The organism is Fibrella rubiginis, from assembly GCF_017353185.1.
GTDB lineage: Bacteria > Bacteroidota > Bacteroidia > Cytophagales > Spirosomataceae > Fibrella > Fibrella rubiginis.
The window spans coordinates 122,424-143,132 of sequence record NZ_JAFMYV010000009.1 but is presented as its reverse complement, the minus strand read 5'-3'; the positions used below and the strand labels follow the sequence as shown (position 1 = coordinate 143,132).

Genomic DNA, 20,709 nt, shown 5'->3' with positions numbered 1-20,709 from the left:
CACACCATTACAGAATGGGTCGTTTACTGCAGGGCAGTGCGGCACCTCACTCTGCTATTCAACCTTCCCTTTGTAAAGGATCTTTATACACAAGGCGGTGCACTCACCACCTGCTCGTAAGTCACTTGTTGAGAAATCACGCGGCCTCAGCGGGGCAACTGAACGGTACCCAACCAATAGGCCCGAAGTGAGTCCATTAGCTCTACTAATTTGGTAAAGGTAATCGGTTTTATAACGAATGACGAAGCACCCAAATTGTAGCAGGTTGAAATATCGCTCTCAGCCGACGACGTAGTCAGCATCACCACCGGCAACTGCCGCAATCCGGGCACCGACTTGATGTAAGTCAGCGCTTCAACACCATTCACAACGGGCATGTTTAGATCCACCAGAAGTAAGGTTGGCCGATCAGGTGCATCGGGCGATTCAACCTGACAATCCTTTAAGTACTGGATCAACTGTTCGCCATCTTCCACAAAGTGAATCCGGCCATTGAACGCCGTTTGCTTCAGCGCCTGTTCAATCAGGACACGGTCGTCGTCGTCATCATCGGCAATCAGAAGTAACGGTTTATGGTTTTGATTCATGGAAGTACTTTTACGGATTATGACGCAGTTAAGTTGGTACCGAAATTATGATCCGCCAAATACATTTATTTAAAGCGGTTAAATAGATGATAAATGGTTTGCGTTAACTAAGATCTCTTTTTATGAAAAAAGCTACCCAGGATCCCTGAATAGCTTTCCGACTATATCCACACCATTTCATCTGCCCAGTTGGACCTGGAGAGATATAGCTTCGCGAGAAGCAGTACAAAAGTATTTGTACTTAAGAATAAAATAACAACGCCACTCATTAAAATGTTATAAATCCAAGCTCTGGGCAACCGTTTATACCGAAAACGATCCGAGTGAAGGGAAACCGCCCCGGCGGGCAACTCGTATCTTTGCTCTATGATTGCGTTCCGGGTACTGGCCTCGTTGCCGTTTTTCATTCTCTATAGGGTAGCAGACATCCTGTACCTCCTGCTAACTTACCTGGTCCGCTACCGACGGGCCGTTATTCTCGACAATCTCCGCCACTCGTTTCCTACCCTCACCGAACCCGAACGGTGGGACATTGCCAAAGCCTATTACCGCAACATCAGCGATATACTGGTGGAGACAATAAAACTGCCTGGTCTGTCGGCCGATGAACTGCGTCGCCGTGTTGTATACACGAACCCGGAAGTGGCTATGGATCTGCTGGAACGAGGGCAGGCGGTTGTTGGCCTGGCGGCGCATCAATGCAATTGGGAGTGGCTGCCATCTGCGGCAAGCCTCTATGGCATGCGGGTAGACAGTGTATACAAACCGCTGAACAGCCCTTTCTCAGAACGGTTGATGCAACGCATCCGATCGAGTTTTGGCCCCTACCTGATTCCGATGCAGCGCCTACCCCGCGAACTGGTCCTGCGGCGAAACATTCCGCGCCTGATCGCTCTGGTAGCCGATCAGATGCCCAATCAGCCCGAATCGGCCTATTGGATTGATTTTCTGCACCGCGACACCCCCTTCTATACCGGTGCCGAACGGCTGGCGCGTAACCTGAAACTGCCCGTTTTATACGCTGAGATGGTTCGTGTTAAGCGGGGCTACTACCAGGCAACATTCACGCTACTGGCCGAACCGCCCTATGACACACTGCCCGAAGGCCAACTTATTGAACGCTACCGCGACGAGCTGACAAACACGATTCAGCGCAACCCTGCCAATTGGCTTTGGTCGCACAAACGCTGGAAACACCAACGCGAGAAATACGCGAAGTTGTGGGGGAAGCTGGAGTGAAAGGAGGAACGGACAAAAGGAGGAGAGGGAGGAAGGGATTGCTGACGTGGCCTTAATTCGCTGGCGTCAGCAATCCCTTCCTCCCTCTCCTCCTTTTGTCCGTTCCTCCTTTTACTGATACTGAATGTACAGTGGTTTTGGGGTGAGCGACAGCACTTCTGAAGGTTCCATCAGGTGCGGTACCTTGTATTTTGAGTTCATATCTACCTTACGTAAGTCGTTGTGGTAGAACAACTTGAAACCGGTGTATTGCACGGGTTCAGTTTGAATGTAGTCGTGGTAGGTATCGCGCTTGAGGGAAGGTGGTCCCCAGCCGTCCATGTTCATCACGATCTGTACATTCGGGTCGAGCTTGATATTTTTGTAGTTGGTCACCATGCGGCGGGTAAACCGGTGTACAACCAGAATCTTGGGGGGCAACTTCTTGTCGCGGACAATACGGCTCAGAAACTGCACCGCCTGGTTTACGTCGGCGGCATCGTAGGTACCAATTTTTGAGCCAGGACGAGCGCCGGTTTTCATCGAAAATTCAGGATCGATACCCAGGTGAACGTAAGGAAGTTCAATGTAGGGTTTCAGAAATTCCATCTCAGGTCCCAGCGGTGCGTGGCCCACCTGAATGTCGAGGAAGCAGATGGAGTTATGCTCTGCCGCCCAACGGATCACTTTGCGGATCGTTTTGTCAGACATCCGCATGCTGTAGTGGCCATTTTTTCCGGGTAGTCCCTGCGCCGAAATCGCCACCAGGTGAAGGGCTTTCTGCACCGGTGTTTTGGCCGAATCCTGCTGAACCCACGCTACAGCCTGTTTGTCGAGCATACGGAGCATCTCGTCTTTGGGGTATTCGCCCAGTACGCCCATTTTCTTCGAGTGCGGGTTGCCATAATAGGCCAGAATGCGCTTGCCAGGCAGAATAGCGCCCGTGATTTTGGGACCAATCAACCCCAATGAGTCAATGGGTGAGAGTTCTTTACCCGCGGCCACCGAATCGGGGGTAGCGGTGCTGGTACTGGCGGGGGTGCTGGTCTCGGTGGTGGTGGCCGATGTAGACGCAACGGTGGTGGCAGTACTGTCGTTGGCGGTGGTTTCTTTGGCTGCTTTCGATTGGCAACCCTGTCCGGCCCAGAGCGCAGACAGCAACAAAATAGATAGAGGCAGTTTCATCATAAGGCGAAAATTACGAACGCAGCCGGGTAATTCGGTCAGGCGACGGGTTAAAAATGGCTACTACTTTTTTTAGTCCACCAATTAAGAGGGCTACGCAGGCTACAAAGGCACAAAAAGAGACTGGTTGGTATCGTTCTGAAGCTGCCGAAAATAAGCGGCCGATTGCCGCAGCCGGCTGCCGTACCAACTAAACAGTTCACCATCCACGAGCCGGATTCTGGCCAACGGGCATAGTTGCTGTAGCTCGGCCATGTGCCTGTCTTTAAACGGGTACGGTTCCGACGACAGGAAAATAAGGTCGGGACGAACCGTCTGCCAGTCGGCCTCGTCAACAACCGGGTAGCGGGTTCGATCTGAAAACACATTAGTAAAGCCAGCTGCGGTCAGCATGGCGTCGATAAACGTATCGGCGGCGGCCACCATCCAGGGTTTTCGCCAGATCAGGTACGCCACCGACGGGCGGGTTGAGGGTGGCGTTAGGGTTGCCATTGACTGACCAATTTCTGACGTAAGTTGCTCAGCTTCTGCATTTTTACCTGTCAGCTGACCAACGTCGCAGATCATTTGCAGGGCATCGGGCAGCGTGTTTACGTCGGTGACGTGCACGGGCGCAATGGCTTGCAGAGCTTCCACGTCGGCGCGGGTATTTTCTTCGCGGTTGGCCAGAATAAGCGTTGGTTTCAACGCAGCAACACGCTCGATATCAACGTTTTTGGTCCCGCCCACCACCGGCACGCGGCTTACGGCGGGGGCGGGATGAATGCAGAATTTTGTCCGTCCCACCACCAGCGAGCCAACGCCCAGATGGAACAACAGCTCGGTTTGCGAAGGAACAATGGAGACGATGCGATGCATGGAGATAAATGAGTGATGAGTGGGAAACGCTGAGTGCGTAGGATTAGACAAAGGCGGGTGGAAGCCCTACGCACTACCTCTCTTGCTCTACGCTCTTCGCCCGTTGCTCTACACTCTTGACGCTCCAGGCTACACGCCACAAAAATGGGAGTAAATTCACAGACCAGTAGCTTCTAAAGTTAACGTCCTGATCGAACTTATGCTACGTCCATTATTTTTCTGTTTACTAACAATCTGTCAACTCATCAACCCCGTCTTTGGGCAGACAGCGGCGCAAAAACGGGCCTCCCGCCTGGGTATGGGCATGAATATGTCGTTTCTGGAAAACTACTGGAATGGCACCAAAGCCCGGCATTTCAGTGATTTCGCCAAACCCGCCGACGTAGCTGCCCGCAAACAAAAAATGGCCGATCTGGCAAAAGCGGGCTTCAAAACCGTACGTATACCCATCAATTTTGGGGCCTGGGCCACACTACAGCCACCTTATAAGTGGGATGCGCCCGACCAGCTTTACGCGCCCGATTCGCTGGTGAAATGGGCACTGGCCAATAACCTGAACGTACTCATTGACCTGCACCATGTGGAGTTTGACCGGAGTCTTGCCGGGGCCGATACCACCGCGCGGCTGGTATGGCTATGGCAACAAATTGCCGAGCGCTACAAAACCACCGACCCCGAACGGGTGCTCTTTGAACTGCGTAACGAACCCAACGGCATGACCGCTGCCACCTGGCGAAAACAGGCCGAGACCCTGATTCAAACCGTACGCGCCATTGCTCCCAACCACACGCTGGTGGTGGGTTTTCACAACTGGAATGGCCGCGACGCCATGCTTCAGTCGGAACCCTTTACCGACCCCAACATTCTGTATACTTTCCACTTCTATGATCCCTTTGTGTTTACTCACCAGGGGGCTACCTGGGCTGGACAGGGCATTCCCGATCTGAAAAACATTCCGTTTCCGGCCGTTCCGGGAAGCCCCATCAGCGTACCGGCATCGGCAAGGGGTACGTGGGTAGAAGGGGCCATCAACAACTACGCTAAGGAGGCCACTTACGAGGTCATCTACCAACGCATCGGCGCGGCCAAAGCCTGGTCGGAGGCAAAGGGCGTACCTATTTTCCTGGGCGAATTTGGGTCGTATAACCTCAACGCAAGCCCGGCCAGCCGCTGCCAGCACGCCGAGGCGATCTACTATGCGCTGGGCAAGTTTCAGATTCCGTCGGCCTGGTGGGAATGGGACGGTGGATTCAGCATGTTTGGCAGCGGCAGCACCCAGATCATGCCCTGTATGCTGGAGGCCCTGCGCACCTACGCAACCGGCGAGATTCAGGTGTTGAGCACCGACCCCGCCACCGGGCAGTCGTTGCGGGTGTATCCAAACCCCACGCATGACCGCATCCGGGTAGAAGCGGGCAGCCAACCGGCCCACGCTGTTCACCTGGTCGATTCGGCGGGGAGGCTGGTCCTGCAAACGACTGGCGGCACCGACGAGTTGGCTCTCCAGACCCTGGGTGCGGGCCTGTATGTGCTCACGGCCTTTGATCAGAACGGTACGCGGCTTGGCACCGCCCGGGTGCTGAAACAGTGATCAGGCCAACCAGACGCCAGATGAACAGTTTACGTGCGCGTTTTTTGTGCCTCCAATGCAACGTTGACCCAATAACCAATTCCTTATACCATGAAACATCATCACTACCTACTGCTGGCTTCCAGCCTCTTAACCTGCCCGCTGGCCAACGCCCAAACCGCCCCCACGTCGGGTACGATTACCTACGAGACCATGCGCCGGATTGATCCGTCGAACATCCGAATCAACGTAAACGGGCAGGAAATCAGACCCGGTGGCACCTTGCCCGATGGCCGCAAATTCGAGGTGCCCGAAACAACAGAGGGCGTCGAAAAAGTGGAATTTGGCGGGCAGTGGGCCAAAGCAGACAACGGCGGTCGCAACCAGATGCGCATGTTTCGCGGCGGGCCGGGTGGGGGCTTTCCTGGCGGGGGCGACAGGCCCGGTGGTGACCGGCCTGACGGCAACAACGGCGGGGGTGAGCGTACACCCGAACAGATGCGGGCCATGCAACAACGCATGAACCGGTTCAGGATGCCTATGGAGCAGGCTACGCATACCGACCTTACTACGGGCAAAAGTTTCCAGCTGACTACGCTCAATATCGATTCGACGAAGAAAGAATATTACCAAACCGAGGTGACTGCCGCCCGCCCCGCCGACTGGAAGGTGACGGGCAAAACCAAGACTATTCTGGGGTATACCTGCCAGCGGGCCACCTGCACCATTAAAGAACAGCCCTGCTCGGTCTGGTTTACCACCGACCTGCCCTTTACCTACTCGCCCGCGCCCAATTTCACCCCCGACAAAGGTGTGGTGCTCTTCATCGAAAGCGATGATTTGATGTACCGGGCTACCAAGATCGATGCGGGAGCCGTGAATGAAGCCTTGCTGAAACCCCGCGCCGATGCCAAGACCGTGTCGGCCGATGAACTGCGGACCATTCGGCAGAAGGCCATGGCTACCTTGCGGCAACAGCAATCGCGCGACTTCCCGATCAGAAACTAGCCACGCCATGCGCCTTTTTCTGCTTGGATTCTTCCTGCTGCCACTGGCAGGACTGGCACAGAACAAACCGGCCAGATCAGGTCAGGTAAGCGGGTTCGTGATTGATTCGGTCACGAAAAAACCGCTTATGGAAGCCAACGTATCCGTGCTGCTGGCGCGAGATTCGTCGTTTGTGCAGGTGCAGACTACGGGTGGCGACGGCGATTTTTCGGTCCAGAATCTGGCCCTGGGGCGATATCGGCTCCTGATTACCTACGTGGGCTACCGGCCCAAATCGGTGTTGCTAACCCTCACGGCAGCGCAACCCACGGTTAGTCTGGACACCATCAGGGTACTATCACAAACCCAGACGCTCAACGAGGTTGTGGTGGTGCAGGAACGTCCGCCCGTGAGCGTGAAAGGCGACACCCTGGAGTTCAACGCGGGGTCGTTTAAAACGCAGCCCAACGCCCAGGTGGAAGATCTGCTGAAAAAGCTTCCGGGCATGGAAGTAGACCGCGATGGCAACGTGAAGGCGCAGGGGCAGGACGTGCGGCGGGTGCTGGTAGATGGGAAACCGTTTTTCGGCAACGACCCCAAAATGGCCACCCGTAACCTCCCCGCCGACATGATTGAGCGGGTGCAGGTGTTCGACCGGCAGTCGGAGCAATCGCAGTTTTCGGGGGTAGATGATGGCGAACGCGACCGGACGGTAAACCTCGTGACCAAGCGTGACCGGCGGCGGGGTGTTTTCGGACAGCAGTCGGCTGGGTACGGTACCGACGAGGCGGGCAACGCGCGGTATCAGGCCCGGCTGAGCGTAAACCGATTCAACAATGGGCAGCAGCTAAGCGGCGTAGGGCAATTGAACAACATTAACCAGCAGAATTTCACTGGTGATGGACTGGGCAACGGTCCAACCGGCGGCGGTGGTGGTCAGGGTGGCGGTGGTCAGGGTGGCGGCGGACAAGGCGGGGGTAGTCAGGGCGGCGGGGGTATCGTGGGTAGCAACGCCAGCGGTCTATCGCCCACGGGCATCACGCGGGCCCTGGCGGGTGGCCTGAATTTCTCCGATGCCATTGGCACCAAAGTCGACATCAGCACCAGCTATTTCTACAACCAGACCAACACCCAGAACGAGCAGACCAGCCGCCGCGAAACCACCCTGCCCAACAGTGCCACGGCCGCGTCGCAAACGAATTTCACCGACAAACAGAATGGCAGCGGCCTGGCAAACGGTGCTCACCGCATCAACCTGCAACTCAACTACCGCCTCGACTCAGCCAACTCAATCCGGCTCATCCCGAACCTGAGTTTCACCAACAACCAGACCAGCAGCCTGGCTACGGCCCGCACCGTAGACGGACAGGGTGCGTTGCTGAACACCAGCAACAGCAGTTACACCAACAACGTGCAGGGGGTTTCGGGGACGAATACGCTGCTCTGGATGCACAAATTCAAACGGCGGGGGCGCACGTTTTCGGCCAATTTGATCACAACGATCAACGACCAGAACAGCAACGGACTCAACCAGTCGCAGAACCAGTTTCTGCGGTCGGTGGGTGGGCAGTCGAGCCTGTTTGCATCGCGGATTGACCAGCAGAATAGACAAACAACCAACGCGCTGACCAACAACCTCACCGTCTCTTACACCGAGCCGCTGTCACTGGCCAAGTCAATTGAATTCCGGTATACGATGTCCCATTCCGATACTAAGTCGGACCGGCAAGTGTATGATTTCAAAGAAAGCACGAGAGCTTATGATCTGGTTAACAATCAGTTGACTAACAAATATGCCAATGTGTTTGCTACCCAGCGCGGGGGCGTTTCCTATCAGTTCCGGCGGGTGAAGTACCAGTACACGATTGGGGTGGACGCGCAAAACGCAACGTTACAGTCCAACAACCTGTCGCGCGACACCACACTGAACCGGTCATTTTTTAACGTGCTGCCTTCGGCCCGTTTTCAGTATAACCTGGGCCGCAACCGCAACGTTACCCTCGACTACCGCACCCGCGTAAATGCCCCGTCGGTATCGCAGTTGCAGCCCATCGTCGACAACTCGAATCCCCTTTACATTCGCCGAGGCAACCCCGATCTGCGCCCCGAACTGAGCCACGTAGTCAACCTCAACTACCGCACCTACGATCAGACCACGTTCCACAGTTTTGTGGCCTCGCTGAACGTCACGCAGACGCAGAACCGCATCGTAAATGCCACTACTATTTCGCCGTCGGGCGCGCAGGAGGTACGCCCCATCAATGCCAACGGTTACTATTCGTTGTTTGGGTTTATGAACATCAGCAAGCCCGCCAAGTGGGGGGCGCAGACGGTCAACGTGAGCTGGAGTACCAACCTACAGGGCAGCCGGAGCATGAGCTTTCTGAACGACCGCGCCAACACCGCCCTGAACCTGAGCCTGGGGCAAGGGCTGAGCCTGAATACGAACATCAACGAGAAAACCGACCTCAACTTGTCGGGCAACGTTACCTACCAGGTGGCCACTTACTCGGTTCAGCCTCAGCAAAATACGCGCTTTTTTACGAACACGGCCAACCTCCGTGCCTTTCACCGATTTGGGAACCGGTTATTTGTCCAGACCGACGTGTATTATATCGCCAATTCGGGGCGGTCGGCGGGGTATAATCAGCAGTACGTGCTGCTCAACGCCAGCCTTGGGCAGTACCTGTTCAAGCAAAAACAGGGCGAACTGCGTATCACCGCCTTCGACCTGCTGAACCAGAACCGGAGCGTGACCCGCACCACCACCGAGAGCTACGTAGACGATGTACAGAGCCTGGTGCTGCGCCGCTACTTTATGGTGTCGTTCAATTACTCAATCCGCCACTTCGCCGCAATGAAACTGTAGAGATGTACGATTTACGAGGTACGATTTACGATTTTTGCTGACGCCTGTCTGGCGAAGCGTTGCCGGGCAGCGTTCCGCTTACAATTGAATAGGCGATAGATTAGTCAAACAGCGGAGCAACGCTCCGCCAGACAGGCGTCAGCAAAAATCGTAAATCGTAATTCGTACATCGTAAATCAGCAACATGCTACAAGAACAACACCCCTCTACGATCACCGGCCCTGCATCTGAGGACGAGATCACGTATGCCGTCGAGCAGCTTGACAGCTCGCAAAAAGCCCTGCATGACGCCGTACAAGGGCTTTCGGCAGCGCAGTCAATAGCCAAGCCAGCCCCAGACCGGTGGTCGGTAGCCGAGTGCGTGGAACATATTGTGCTGGTAGAAGGCGGCATCTTTGGTCGACTGCAAACGGGGATGCAACAGGATGAAGCCCCCGAGAAGAGGGCCGAAATTCAGGTATCGGATCTGTATTTGACGAAAGCCCTCCGTAGTCGCAAAACGGCTATTACAGCCCCCGCACCCTTCGAACCGACGGGTCGTTTTGGTAGTCTGGAGGCGGCATTGGCGGCTTTCGACGAGCAGCGTGCGGCCATCATCGATTATGTCCATTCGGCACCGGGCAACTGGCGAACGCACTACTTCAAGCACCTGGTCTTTGGCACCATCGACGCCTACCAGACCCTGCTTCTCTTCGCCGGCCATTGCGAACGGCACCGTAAGCAGATTGAAGAGGTGAAAGCCAGCCCCGGTTTTCCAGCATGACCGATGTTGTTCTGCCTTCGGAGCCGCTGCCGATCTTGTACCAATCAGCTGATATGGTGGCAATTAACAAGCCGCATGGGCTGCTGGTGCACCGGTCGCCGATAGCGGCCGACGCCCATGAGTTTGCCGTGCAACTCCTGCGCGATCAATTGGGGCAGCGGGTATTTCCGGCCCATCGGCTCGACCGGAAAACGGGCGGTGTGCTGCTGTTTGCCCTGAACGAAACCATGAACGCGGCCCTACAACAGCAATTTGCCGACGGGCAGATGCACAAAACGTACTGGGCCATTGTGCGCGGCTACACCCCCGACTTTCTCGACATTGATTACCCCCTCCGCCGCGACGAAGACAACGTACTGCAAGACGCGTTTACCAGCCTGACGACCTTGCGCCGGGCCGAAATTCCATTGCCGTTTGGTAAGCACACCACCTCACGCTATTCGCTGGTGGAACTCACCCCTACTACAGGCCGAATGCACCAACTGCGGAAGCACATGGCCCACGTTTTCCACCCCATCATCGGCGACAGGCCCCACGGGTGCAACAAACAGAACAGGCTGTTTCTGAGCCAATTTGGCATGAATACCATGCTGCTTCACGCACGGCAGCTGGCTTTTCGGCACCCTGTTTCCGGCGAGACCCTATCGATTGAAGCACCGTTGCAGAGCGAGTTTACCCGGATGATGGCGATGTTGTTTAGCGAGTGAATAGGTGGCTGTCGCTTGGCCCTTCGCCAAGCGACAGCCACCTACCACGCAGAGCGAAAGCAATGCCATTCCCTTCTCCTATCTTTACTTTCTACTAAACCCTTCCTATGACAAATCGTAACGTACTCTACTGGTCGTTTGTGGTCGCGCTGGGCGGCTTTTTATTTGGCTTCGACACGGCCGTAATTTCTGGGGCTGAGCGCGCCATTCAACAACTCTGGCACCTGACCGCCACCGAACATGGCTTCACGGTTTCCATTGCCCTCATTGGCACAGTTATCGGCTCTATGCTTGGCGGTATCCCTGCCGACCGGCTGGGGCGGCGGGCTACCTTGTTTGGCATTGCCGTTTGTTACCTCGTCTCCGCGTTAGGATCGGCCCTGGCGCACGACTGGTGGCTGTTTCTGGCCTTCCGGTTCCTGGGCGGGCTGGGTGTGGGGGCCTCGTCGGTGGCAGCACCGCTCTACATTACGGAGGTCTCTCCGGCGGCGTCGCGGGGGCGTATGGTGGCCATGTTCCAGATCAACGTGGTGGCCGGCATCCTGATCGCCTACCTCTCCAATTACCTCTTGCAGGGCATCGGCGACAATTCGTGGCGGTGGATGCTCGGCGTACAGGCGGCCCCGTCGCTGCTGTTTATGCTGGCGGTGCTGCGCATACCCGAAAGCCCCCGCTGGCTGGTGCTGAAACGCGGCGATCAGGCCACAGCCCTCCAGACCCTGAAACTCATTGACCCCGCCACCGCCGACGATATTCTGGCTGCCATCAACGAAAGCAGCCGCCAAACCAGTGCTAGGCCCAGGGCGGCCCTGTTTAGCAAGGCCTACCGGTTTCCGGTGATGCTGGCGGTGCTGTTTGCCGTGTTCAACCAGGTGTCGGGTATCAACGCCATCATTTATTATGCCCCCCGCATCTTCGAAATGGCCGGGTTAGGTACGTCGTCGGCACTGCTATCGTCGGCGGGGATTGGGCTGATTAACTTCCTGTTCACCATTCTGGCGCTCAACTTCATCGACCGGTTTGGGCGGCGGGCACTCATGCTGGTGGGGTCGGCGGGGCTGGTGCTCACCCTGGGGCTGGTGGCACGGGCGTTCTACGTGCAGGACTTCGGCGGCATTACCGTGCCGTTGCTGCTGTTTGTCTACATTGCCTTTTTCGCCTTCTCGCAGGGGGCCGTCATCTGGGTATTCATCTCCGAAATCTTCCCCAACGAAGTCCGCGCGAGTGGGCAGGCACTGGGCAGTTTCACGCACTGGATCATGGCCGCCCTTGTAGCCGCCACTTTCCCCATCCTCACCGAACGCTTTGGCCCGGCCACCCTGTTCGCCTTTTTCTGCGCCATGATGGTCCTGCAGGGTCTTTTTGTCTGGCGGCTCATGCCCGAAACCAAAGGCACGTCGCTGGAAAATATGGATACCACAGTGCTGGCACATTAATTGAGCTTTCAGTTGAAGTTGGCTACCAATAACTGAAACTATTCCCTCTCCCATGAAACGCCCCTTTCTTTTCCCCCTCCTACTGCTCACATGCAATATGGTGTTGGCGCAGGCCCCGGTAGCGCAATCGCCGCCCCTGGGCTGGAACAGCTACAATGCCTATGGAGCCACAGTAACGGAAGCAGAGGTGAAAGAAAATGCGGCCTACATGGCCGAGTACCTACGGCCCCGTGGATGGCAGTTTGTGGTGGTCGATTTTTGCTGGTCATACGCCCACCCGCCCACCAGTACACAGAGCAACCCAAAGCAATTTCGGCTGGAAGACGGTGCTCATGTGCCCTGGCTGAACATGGACGCCTATGGGCGCCTGTTGCCCGACGAGCGCAAATTCCCCTCCTCAGCGCGGGGCGCGGGCTTTAAGCCACTGGCCGATTATGTACATGGACTGGGGCTTAAATTCGGTATCCACGTGATGCGGGGCATTCCAAAACAGGCCGTCTGGGCTAAATCGCCCATTTTAGGCACCAACGGTATCACCGCCGACCAGATTGCCGACACGACCTCTACCTGTCCGTGGCTCAACCATATGTATGGCGTAGACATGAAGAAGCCCGGTGCCCAGGCCTATTATAATTCGCTGCTGGACCTCTATGCGCAGTGGGGCGTGGACTACATTAAGGTCGACGATTTGGGCGTGGAAAAGGCTGCACCAAACGGAAACACGTTTACTTACTACAAAAACGAGGTCGAAGCCATCCGGTCAGCCATTACCAACACGCGCCGGCCGTTTGTGTTTAGTGTATCGCCGTTTCAGCCGTTTAGTAACAGCGAACACCTGCGTCAGCACGCTAACCTGTTTCGTATCTCCAACGACTTCTGGGACGAGTGGCCACAGCTGAAAAAACAGTTCGACTACTGCGCTGAGTGGGCAACAGTAGGCGCCCCCGGACACTGGCCCGACGCCGACATGCTGCAACTGGGCAAAATCGCCAAGCGCGGCCCCGTGGCCAAGCCCCGTTTTTCGCGCTTTACCGAGGCCGAACAACGCACCCACATGACGCTCTGGTGCATGGCCCGCTCACCCCTGATGATGGGTGGTAACCTCCCCGACAATAGCGTGTTCGTAAACAATCTGCTCACCAACGAAGAAGCCCTGGCCGCCAACCAGACCGCCACCAACAGCCGTCAGGCAAGCCGCAACGGCGACCTGGTGATGTGGACCTCAGAGGCCGCCGACGGGCGTTCGCACCACGTAGCGCTGTTCAATCTGGGCGACCAACCCGCCCCCATGACCGTCGATTTTGCCCAGTTGGGAGCGGGCAAAAAAGCCAACGTCCGCGACATCTGGCAGAAGGCCTATCGGGGTCTTTTCAAGAAAGACTACACCGTCCAAATTCCACCGCATGACGTTGTCTTTCTGCGAGTTACGGGTATTTAACATCGGCTGAAACAGGCACTATTCCAGGCGCTGAGTTGTTCTATAGATAACCAACTCAACCAACGTTATGTACTGCATCAAGTGTGGCAATGAGATTCCCGAAGGTCGTTTGAAAGCGGTGCCTGGCACCCGTACCTGCGTGCGCTGCTCATCGGCGCAACGCGTGGCGGGCTTCCCCATGATCACCGGCAAAACCGAGTATTCAGCCCTGCAACTCATGTCGCAGGAAGACGCCCGGCTGCTCCACAAAATGGGCGACCGCCGCGGCACCGGTGCATCGACCTACATGAAGCGTGAGAAAAGAACGTAGGGATTTACGACTTACGAGCGGTCCGCCGCTGCGGGACGACTTACGATTTATTGCTGACGCATGAGATTGCTATAGAGCAAAAAGCAGCGTCAGCAATAAATCGTAAGTCGTCCCGCAGCGGCGGACCGCTCGTAAGTCGTAAATCAAAACCGCCGGTTAAAAAAGTTTAATAGTCAGAAGTGGTTCTGAATGCGGAACTTAGGGCTGTCCAAATAGCATCACAACTTTGCTTATGGCCCTACTCGACCCCATAAAGAAACCGCTCACGCTGCAACAGGTCGCGCACCTGCTCCGGCGAGCTACGTTCGGGCCTTCGCCCGCCCAGATTCAGCAGTTTACGGGGCAGACCCCGCAGGCAGCCCTGCAACTCCTGCTGGCCACAACGCCCACCCCCGCTCCCCCCATTGACCCGAACACGGCCAAGCCGTTCAACACCCTGGTTTTCGACGCCAACCAACAGGGCAACTGGCAGTCGGCAACCAAATACTGGTGGGTGGGGCTGATGCTCAACGAAGGCGCATCGTTGCGGGAAAAGATGACGCTTTTCTGGCAAAATCACTTCGTATCCACGTTTAACGAAGTCTCTGATGCCCGGTACATCTACCGACAGAACACGGTGCTGCGTCGCCACGCATTAGGCAATTTTCGGTCGTTTGTGATCGACATGACCAAAGACCCGGCCATGCTGCGGTACCTGAATGGCAACCAGAACGTGGCGGGTAAACCCAACGAAAACTACGGCCGTGAGTTGCAGGAGCTGTTTACCATTGGCCGTGGCAACTATTCGGAAGATGATGTGAAGGCCGCTGCCCGCGTGCTGACGGGCTGGACCGAAACGGGCTACCGCAGTGCCACCACCGCCGACATCACGGCTACCTTCCGCCCTGCTCAGCACGACACCACCGACAAGGTTTTCTCAGACGCCTACCAGAAAACGGTCATCAGAGGCCGCACGGGCGCTACAGCGGGCGAGGATGAGCTGGGTGAACTGGTCGACATGATTCTTCGGCAACCCGAAACAGCGCGCTTTCTGGTACGCAAACTCTACCGCTGGTTTATCAACGCCGACCTGACGCCCGACGTTGAGCAGAACTTCATTGAACCCCTGGCCAAAATTTTTCGCGACGGGGGCTACGAGATGCGTACCGTACTGACGGCCCTGCTGACGAGCCAGCATTTCTACGACGATGGCCTGCGCGGGGCCGTGGTGAAGTCGCCGCTGGAACTGACCTTGGGCACATTACGCTATTTTGGCATCACCGCGCCCGACCCGGTGACGAACCCTATGGGATTCACGCAACTGACGGCCTACATCTGGTCGAACAGCCGCAACCTGCAACAGGATATTATGGATCAGCCCACGGTGTTTGGCTGGCGACCTTATTACGACACCGGTTATTACGACCTCTGGATCAACAGCACGACACTGGCCCTGCGCGGCCTGTATACCGACCAGGTAGCGGCCGGGAACGTGAAATACGGCACCGACAAGCTCACGCTCGATCCTGTGGTGCTGGCTCAGCGCACATCTGACCCCGGCGACCCGGTGAAGCTCATTGACGAATGGACGGCGCAGTTTTTCGCTATCGACCTGACCAAATCACAGCGCGATTTCCTGATCGACAACGTCCTGGTGTCGGGTTTGCCCCGTTACGAGTGGACCGCCGAATGGAATACCTATGCCGCCGCACCCACCGACAAAAACAAGCTGATGGCCGTGCGTACCAAGCTCAATACCACCCTGCAATTCATGTTCCGCATGGCGGAGTACCAACTTAATTAGTGAATGAGCGATTGAGTGAATGAGTGAATAGCTTGGAGCGCTTCGCGCACAGTAAAGCAAACATTGCGCGAAGCGCTCCAAGCTATTCACTCATTCACTCAATCGCTCATTCACTCATTGATCTATGAATCGTCGACATTTTCTTCAGCATGCTTCGGCTTCCATGTTGCTGCCCGTTTTCATCGACGGGTTTGGAGCGAAGGCGTTTGGTTCGCCAGCTTCGGCGTTTATGGAAACGCTGACCAAGCTGGCCACGGCTACCGACCGGGTGCTCGTGATGATCCAGCTCAACGGTGGCAATGATGGGCTTAATATGGTCATCCCACTCGACCAGATGAGCCAGTACAATACGCTCAGAAGCAACATTGCCCTGCCCGAAGCCAAGGTGCTTAAGCTCAGCGGCAACCTCACCACCGGCCTGCATCCGGCCATGACGGGTCTGCAAAGCCTGTATAACGAGGGCATGCTGTCTATTGTGCATAGCGTGTCGTACCCCACGCCCAACTTTTCGCACTTCCGCGCCAGCGACATCTGGTTCACCGGGGCCGACTACAACCAGCAGTTGACTACGGGCTGGACGGGCCGTTACCTGAACCAGGAATGGCCGGGCTACCCCGTAGGTTTTCCCACCAAAGACACGCCCGACCCGCTGGCTATTCAGATCGGCTACATCACCTCAACGGCCTTTGCCGGTCCCGCCGGACCCATGGCCGTGGCTATTCCTAACCCCGACACCTTTGCTCAGCTTGTGGGCGACAAACCCCAGATTGATCCCGGCACCGTGACCAACACCCCCGCCGGTAAACACGTGGCCTACATTCGGCAGCAGCAACTATCGTCGGTGGCGTATGCCGCGCAGATTAAGGCGGCGGCGGGCAAGGGCAAAAACATGGCTACCTACCCCACCGGAAACAGCCTGGCCGAACAGCTTAAGATCGTGTCGCGGCTTATTCATGGCGGCCTGCAAACGCGGGTTTATTACGTGAACATCGGCGGGTTCGATACCCATGCCGAGCAGGTGACGGCCACCGACACCACCGTGGGCAACCATGCCAACCTCCTGCGAACCCTGTCTGACGCCGTCAGATCATTTCAGGACGACCTCAAATTACAGGGCATCGACAACCGGGTGGCGGGCATGACGTTTTCCGAATTTGGTCGGCGGGCCGTTTCCAACGCCAGTCGCGGCACCGACCACGGCGCGGCGGCACCCCTGTTTGTGTTTGGTAAAGGCGTGAAGACACAGGCCATTGGCAGGAACCCGAACCTCTCGGACCTGGATAACAATAACATCAAGATGCAGACCGATTTCCGGCAGGTATATGCCGCGCTCCTCACCGACTGGCTCGGTGAGGGTAAGCCGGAGATGACCGCGGTGCTGCAGCGCAGTTTTGATGCGTCGCCTATTTTCCAGCAAACGATCACGGCCACCGAACCCCTGGCAGCGGCATTCCGGCTGTATCCCAACCCAGCGTCGGATCAGGTATTGCTAGAAACGGATGCCTTCTCGGCGGGCATTGACCGGGTAGCTCTCTATGACCCCAACGGGCGGAACGTGGGTGTGCCGGTGAGTCGCCTCACCGACCATACGATGGGTATGAATGTGCAGTCGCTGGCGGCGGGTAGCTACGTGGTAGCCGTGGAATCTGGCTCCAAACGCCTCACCGAGCGACTGTTGGTGGTACGATAATTGAGGAAAGTATACACTATAATGCCAGGAAAATTGTTCTATACCTGTGTGATTTGGTTAAGTTGCTACCCCAATAGTTTTATGTCTTAAACATCCCGATTACGCAGCCTCATGGAGAATAAGAATCAATCGTTTGTTCAAAACAGGTATATCACGCCCGAAGATGTTCAGCGTGAGCAGGCCGCTTTTATGACGCAGGTCTACGGCTGGATGAGCATTGCCCTGCTCATTACGGCAGTAGTGTCCATCTACACGGCTTCGTCAGAGGCACTGTTGACCATGATCTTCAGTAACCGGCTGGTTTTCTACGGGTTACTGATCAGTGAAGTGCTCATGGTCATTGGCCTTTCGGCGGCAATCAACCGGCTATCCTCGTCGGCAGCTACGGCCCTGTTCATTACCTACGCGGCCGTAAACGGGCTGACAATGGCCGTTATCTTTCTGATCTATACCGGCTCATCCATCGCGTCGACGTTTTTCATAACGGCGGGCACGTTTGGGGCCATGAGTGCCTACGGCTACATGACCAAAACGGACCTGAGCAGCTGGGGCAACCTGCTGTTTATGGGCATTATTGGCCTCATTATCGCCTCGGTCGTGAATATCTTCCTGCATAGCGAAACGATCTACTGGATCACGAGTTTCGTGGGTGTGCTGATCTTCACCGCGTTGACGGCCTACGACACCCAACGGATCAAAGCCATGATTACCCTCGGCCTGACGCCGCACGAAGAGCGTAAGGGGGCCATTATAGGTGCCCTCCGCCTTTACCTCGACTTTGTCAACATGTTTCTCTACCTGCTGCGCTTCTTCGGCGGGCGTAAATAATAGCGCATGGTTTTTGTGCAATGAGGCCGTCCCGGATTTATCCCGGACGGCCTCTTTTTTGTATAGAACCCACCCACTTCCAAGCCAGCTACAGGGCTACTACATAAGTAATCTTCTTGCTACAAACATGTCGTACCCGTAACCCCTACACCACAGCCCCAACCACATCCGGTTCCACCAGTAAGGTGAGGTCCATGCGTTTCAGGTGTTGCAGATGGATCTGTGCGTCTTTCAACTGCTTCCATCCTTGCCGGAAGCCCCAGTACGGCACCCCCCGCCGATGGTTTTCGCGCGAAATTTTGGCCAGCATGGCCCAGTGATGAAGCACGATATCATAGGCCTGCCAGAGCGAATGACCGTTGCCGTAGACGTGATGCGGTGCGGCCCCGGCCCCGTTGAACTCCAGAATCGAGAAGTTCCGTCCTGCTTTCAGGTCGGCCACCGACGTGGTTTTGATGTCGTAGCGGCCAAAATAAAACTGTCCCGTGTAATGACTTAACCGGTCGAACAGGGCCAGCAGTTGCTCGTCTTTTTCGTGGGCAAGGCTCACCAGTTGTCCACCGCGGGTCTGGTTCAGGGCGTGACTCAGCGCGTACAGTTCCCCGGCAGGCACCACCATGTCGAGGCGGTTGGCGTGTTTGGCCTGCATTTCGGGCAGGCGGTAGCGCACGGGGGCGTAGGCTTGTATCAGTGTCCAGAGCGTATCGCGGCCATTGCCCACCACGGCCAGTTCGTCTTTCCGCACGAAGCCCGTAATGGTACCCCGCTCGGCACCCGGCATCCGGTAATAGAACACACTCACCTCGATGGGGTATGTGATCAGTGCCTGCACAATATAATCGACGCCAACCTGCTCGTGGTATTGCCGCAGGTCGTCGGGCGAGTGGATAATGCGAAACAGCAGGCCCATCATGCCCACGTTGGGTTTCACTGCTACCGGATACTCGCCAAACGTAGCTGTTACCTGCTGCGCCACCTCACTGAAATCAGCATCAGGGCTGATATACATGCTTTTGGGGTACAGGTCGGGCGGGAGTTGCTCGTACATTTCGCGCTTGCCTTCGCCCTCAAAGCCGCCAAACGTCAGCGTAGGGTTCGAGGGGGTAAAAAACCAGGGTGACCGGCTCCGCAGGCAATGCCAGAACCAGATGGGCAGCAACGGTATCAGTTTGATGCGGTAATCCCAGGTTTCCCAGTGGGTAAGCCGAAAGAGCTGTTGTCGGATGGTCATAATGGGGCGATGTATTAAGGTAACGCACCTTATCACAAACCAGTCTCATAAACCAGTCACCGGCCCTCGTTCGATAGGGTGAATGCGTAGTTTTGCGTAATTGTTGCTGTGCTACGCGCATTTAGCTTCGCGCATCGTGCCCTTCTTCATTTTACATTTTACATTCCCTCCCACATGCCCTCTCCCCTACGCGTGCTGGTTGTCGGTTGCGGCAACATGGGTGCTTCCCACGCCACCGCCTACCACACCCTCGACGGTTTCCAGATCGTCGGCCTTGTCTCGACCGGCGAAAGTAAAGTCGTTCTGAACGACAAACTCGGCGGTAGCTACCCCCTCTTCGACAACTACACCACCGCCCTCGCCGACACCGCGCCCGACGCTGTCTGCATCTCTACCTACCCCGACACCCACGAGGCCTTTGCCATTCAGGCCCTGGAAGCAGGCTGCCATGTGTTCATCGAAAAACCCCTGGCCGACACCGTGGCGGGGTCTGAGCGCGTGGTGGCGGCCGCTGTGAAGGCGGGCAAAAAAGTGGTGGTAGGCTATATCTTGCGGGTTCACCCCTCCTGGATGCGGTTTATCAGCGAAGCGCAGCAACTGGGCAAACCGCTGGTGATGCGCATGAACCTCAACCAGCAGAGCCACGGCTACATGTGGACCGTGCACCGCAACCTGATGAAATCGCTCAGCCCGATTGTCGACTGCGGCGTGCACTACATCGACGTGATGTGCCAGATGACCCGCTCGAAACCCGTTTGGGTAAGTGCCATCGGCGCCCGGCTGACCGACGATATTCCCGCCGACAATTACAACTACGGCCAGCTTCAGATGCGGTTTGACGACGGCTCTGTGGGCTGGTACGAAGCTGCCTGGGGACCCATGGTGAGCGAAACGGCCTTCTTCGTGAAAGACGTGATCGGTCCCAAAGGCTGCGTGTCTATCGTGGCAAAAAACGCCGGGTCGGGTGGCAACTCCGACAACGTAGACGCCCACACCAAAACCGAGTCCCTGCGCGTGCATAGCGCTCAGCTGAGCCCCGCCGACGAGTTTACGCAGCCCGACACCTGGATCGACATGACCGACGAGCCCGACCACCAGGAACTCTGCAACCGCGAGCAGCACTACTTCCTCCGCGCCATCACCGAAAACCTCGACCTCACCGACCACCTCGCCGACGCCGTCAACAGCCTCCGCATTGCCTTCGCCTGCGACGAAAGCGTACGCACCGGCGAAATCGTACGGCTGTAGT

17 protein-coding genes are annotated in these 20,709 nt (G+C 56.4%); 13 read left to right on the top strand and 4 right to left on the bottom strand.

What is annotated here, in order from left to right:
- Nucleotides 1–146: 146 nt before the first annotated feature.
- Nucleotides 147–587, bottom strand: a complete 441-nt coding sequence (locus J2I47_RS17595) for a response regulator (protein ID WP_207365909.1) — start codon at nucleotides 585–587, stop codon at nucleotides 147–149.
- Between the two features lie 366 nt (nucleotides 588–953).
- On the opposite strand from J2I47_RS17595, the gene J2I47_RS17590 reads away from it, so the two are divergent.
- Nucleotides 954–1,826 carry a lysophospholipid acyltransferase family protein gene (locus tag J2I47_RS17590; RefSeq protein WP_207365908.1) on the top strand — a complete coding sequence of 291 codons (873 nt, stop codon included), beginning with the start codon at nucleotides 954–956 and terminating at the stop codon, nucleotides 1,824–1,826.
- Nucleotides 1,827–1,937: 111 nt separating this feature from the next.
- Here J2I47_RS17590 and J2I47_RS17585 read toward each other — a convergent pair whose 3' ends face one another.
- Together J2I47_RS17585 and J2I47_RS17580 are read right to left on the bottom strand one after the other, a co-directional pair.
- Nucleotides 1,938–2,993, bottom strand: coding sequence for a hypothetical protein (locus J2I47_RS17585; RefSeq protein ID WP_207365907.1), 1,056 nt, complete (start codon nucleotides 2,991–2,993; stop codon nucleotides 1,938–1,940).
- Between the two features lie 99 nt (nucleotides 2,994–3,092).
- A complete protein-coding gene (locus J2I47_RS17580; RefSeq protein ID WP_229374710.1) occupies nucleotides 3,093–3,848 on the bottom strand; it encodes an ABC transporter substrate-binding protein in 756 nt (251 codons plus the stop codon).
- A gap of 199 nt (nucleotides 3,849–4,047) precedes the next feature.
- Here J2I47_RS17580 and J2I47_RS17575 point away from each other — a divergent pair, with 199 nt between their 5' ends.
- The 11 genes from J2I47_RS17575 (at nucleotide 4,048) to J2I47_RS17525 (ending at nucleotide 18,229) form a co-directional block, all read left to right on the top strand.
- Nucleotides 4,048–5,439 (top strand): cellulase family glycosylhydrolase, encoded by a 1,392-nt coding sequence (locus tag J2I47_RS17575; protein WP_207365906.1) that lies wholly within the window; start codon nucleotides 4,048–4,050, stop codon nucleotides 5,437–5,439.
- Nucleotides 5,440–5,529: 90 nt separating this feature from the next.
- Nucleotides 5,530–6,426, top strand: a complete 897-nt coding sequence (locus J2I47_RS17570; protein WP_207365905.1) for a GLPGLI family protein — start codon at nucleotides 5,530–5,532, stop codon at nucleotides 6,424–6,426.
- A gap of 7 nt (nucleotides 6,427–6,433) precedes the next feature.
- The gene (locus J2I47_RS17565; protein WP_207365904.1) at nucleotides 6,434–9,274 is read left to right on the top strand and encodes an outer membrane beta-barrel family protein; all 2,841 of its coding nucleotides are present in this window, start codon (nucleotides 6,434–6,436) and stop codon (nucleotides 9,272–9,274) included.
- Nucleotides 9,275–9,458: 184 nt separating this feature from the next.
- The gene (locus J2I47_RS17560; RefSeq protein WP_207365903.1) at nucleotides 9,459–10,037 is read left to right on the top strand and encodes a DinB family protein; all 579 of its coding nucleotides are present in this window, start codon (nucleotides 9,459–9,461) and stop codon (nucleotides 10,035–10,037) included.
- On the top strand, nucleotides 10,034–10,744 hold the full coding sequence (locus tag J2I47_RS17555; RefSeq protein ID WP_207365902.1) for a pseudouridine synthase: 711 nt from the start codon (nucleotides 10,034–10,036) through the stop codon (nucleotides 10,742–10,744). Before J2I47_RS17560 ends, J2I47_RS17555 begins: the two co-directional genes overlap by 4 nt.
- A gap of 107 nt (nucleotides 10,745–10,851) precedes the next feature.
- Nucleotides 10,852–12,180 (top strand): sugar porter family MFS transporter, encoded by a 1,329-nt coding sequence (locus J2I47_RS17550; RefSeq protein WP_207365901.1) that lies wholly within the window; start codon nucleotides 10,852–10,854, stop codon nucleotides 12,178–12,180.
- A 52-nt stretch (nucleotides 12,181–12,232) separates the two neighbouring features.
- Nucleotides 12,233–13,618 carry a glycoside hydrolase family 27 protein gene (locus J2I47_RS17545; RefSeq protein WP_207365900.1) on the top strand — a complete coding sequence of 462 codons (1,386 nt, stop codon included), beginning with the start codon at nucleotides 12,233–12,235 and terminating at the stop codon, nucleotides 13,616–13,618.
- 67 nt (nucleotides 13,619–13,685) lie between these two features.
- Nucleotides 13,686–13,928: a TraR/DksA family transcriptional regulator gene (locus tag J2I47_RS17540; RefSeq protein ID WP_207365899.1), complete on the top strand. Its 243-nt coding sequence runs from the start codon at nucleotides 13,686–13,688 to the stop codon at nucleotides 13,926–13,928.
- Nucleotides 13,929–14,160: 232 nt separating this feature from the next.
- Nucleotides 14,161–15,711 carry a DUF1800 domain-containing protein gene (locus J2I47_RS17535; RefSeq protein ID WP_207365898.1) on the top strand — a complete coding sequence of 517 codons (1,551 nt, stop codon included), beginning with the start codon at nucleotides 14,161–14,163 and terminating at the stop codon, nucleotides 15,709–15,711.
- Between the two features lie 124 nt (nucleotides 15,712–15,835).
- The gene (locus J2I47_RS17530; protein ID WP_207365897.1) at nucleotides 15,836–17,401 is read left to right on the top strand and encodes a DUF1501 domain-containing protein; all 1,566 of its coding nucleotides are present in this window, start codon (nucleotides 15,836–15,838) and stop codon (nucleotides 17,399–17,401) included.
- A 111-nt stretch (nucleotides 17,402–17,512) separates the two neighbouring features.
- Nucleotides 17,513–18,229, top strand: coding sequence for a Bax inhibitor-1/YccA family protein (locus tag J2I47_RS17525; protein WP_207365896.1), 717 nt, complete (start codon nucleotides 17,513–17,515; stop codon nucleotides 18,227–18,229).
- Nucleotides 18,230–18,374: 145 nt separating this feature from the next.
- On the opposite strand, the gene J2I47_RS17520 is transcribed toward J2I47_RS17525, so the two are convergent.
- Complete coding sequence (locus J2I47_RS17520) at nucleotides 18,375–19,460, bottom strand: hypothetical protein (protein WP_207365895.1); 1,086 nt, start codon at nucleotides 19,458–19,460, stop codon at nucleotides 18,375–18,377.
- 174 nt (nucleotides 19,461–19,634) lie between these two features.
- Between J2I47_RS17520 and J2I47_RS17515 the strand changes: the two genes are divergently transcribed.
- Nucleotides 19,635–20,708 carry a Gfo/Idh/MocA family protein gene (locus J2I47_RS17515; protein WP_207365894.1) on the top strand — a complete coding sequence of 358 codons (1,074 nt, stop codon included), beginning with the start codon at nucleotides 19,635–19,637 and terminating at the stop codon, nucleotides 20,706–20,708.
- Nucleotide 20,709: the final 1 nt, after the last annotated feature.

Bases quoted from the DNA above. Each gene is read 5' to 3' on its own strand.
- J2I47_RS17560 (WP_207365903.1), top strand. From the start codon at position 9,459: ATGCTACAAGAACAACACCCCTCTACGATCACCGGCCCTGCATCTGAG.
- J2I47_RS17520 (WP_207365895.1), bottom strand. From the start codon at position 19,460: ATGACCATCCGACAACAGCTCTTTCGGCTTACCCACTGGGAAACCTGG.
- J2I47_RS17565 (WP_207365904.1), top strand. From the start codon at position 6,434: ATGCGCCTTTTTCTGCTTGGATTCTTCCTGCTGCCACTGGCAGGACTG.
- J2I47_RS17550 (WP_207365901.1), top strand. From the start codon at position 10,852: ATGACAAATCGTAACGTACTCTACTGGTCGTTTGTGGTCGCGCTGGGC.
- J2I47_RS17515 (WP_207365894.1), top strand. From the start codon at position 19,635: ATGCCCTCTCCCCTACGCGTGCTGGTTGTCGGTTGCGGCAACATGGGT.
- J2I47_RS17530 (WP_207365897.1), top strand. From the start codon at position 15,836: ATGAATCGTCGACATTTTCTTCAGCATGCTTCGGCTTCCATGTTGCTG.
- J2I47_RS17580 (WP_229374710.1), bottom strand. From the start codon at position 3,848: ATGCATCGCATCGTCTCCATTGTTCCTTCGCAAACCGAGCTGTTGTTC.
- J2I47_RS17595 (WP_207365909.1), bottom strand. From the start codon at position 587: ATGAATCAAAACCATAAACCGTTACTTCTGATTGCCGATGATGACGAC.
- J2I47_RS17525 (WP_207365896.1), top strand. From the start codon at position 17,513: ATGGAGAATAAGAATCAATCGTTTGTTCAAAACAGGTATATCACGCCC.
- J2I47_RS17590 (WP_207365908.1), top strand. From the start codon at position 954: ATGATTGCGTTCCGGGTACTGGCCTCGTTGCCGTTTTTCATTCTCTAT.
- J2I47_RS17575 (WP_207365906.1), top strand. From the start codon at position 4,048: ATGCTACGTCCATTATTTTTCTGTTTACTAACAATCTGTCAACTCATC.
- J2I47_RS17535 (WP_207365898.1), top strand. From the start codon at position 14,161: ATGGCCCTACTCGACCCCATAAAGAAACCGCTCACGCTGCAACAGGTC.
- J2I47_RS17545 (WP_207365900.1), top strand. From the start codon at position 12,233: ATGAAACGCCCCTTTCTTTTCCCCCTCCTACTGCTCACATGCAATATG.
- J2I47_RS17570 (WP_207365905.1), top strand. From the start codon at position 5,530: ATGAAACATCATCACTACCTACTGCTGGCTTCCAGCCTCTTAACCTGC.
- J2I47_RS17555 (WP_207365902.1), top strand. From the start codon at position 10,034: ATGACCGATGTTGTTCTGCCTTCGGAGCCGCTGCCGATCTTGTACCAA.
- J2I47_RS17585 (WP_207365907.1), bottom strand. From the start codon at position 2,993: ATGATGAAACTGCCTCTATCTATTTTGTTGCTGTCTGCGCTCTGGGCC.
- J2I47_RS17540 (WP_207365899.1), top strand. From the start codon at position 13,686: ATGTACTGCATCAAGTGTGGCAATGAGATTCCCGAAGGTCGTTTGAAA.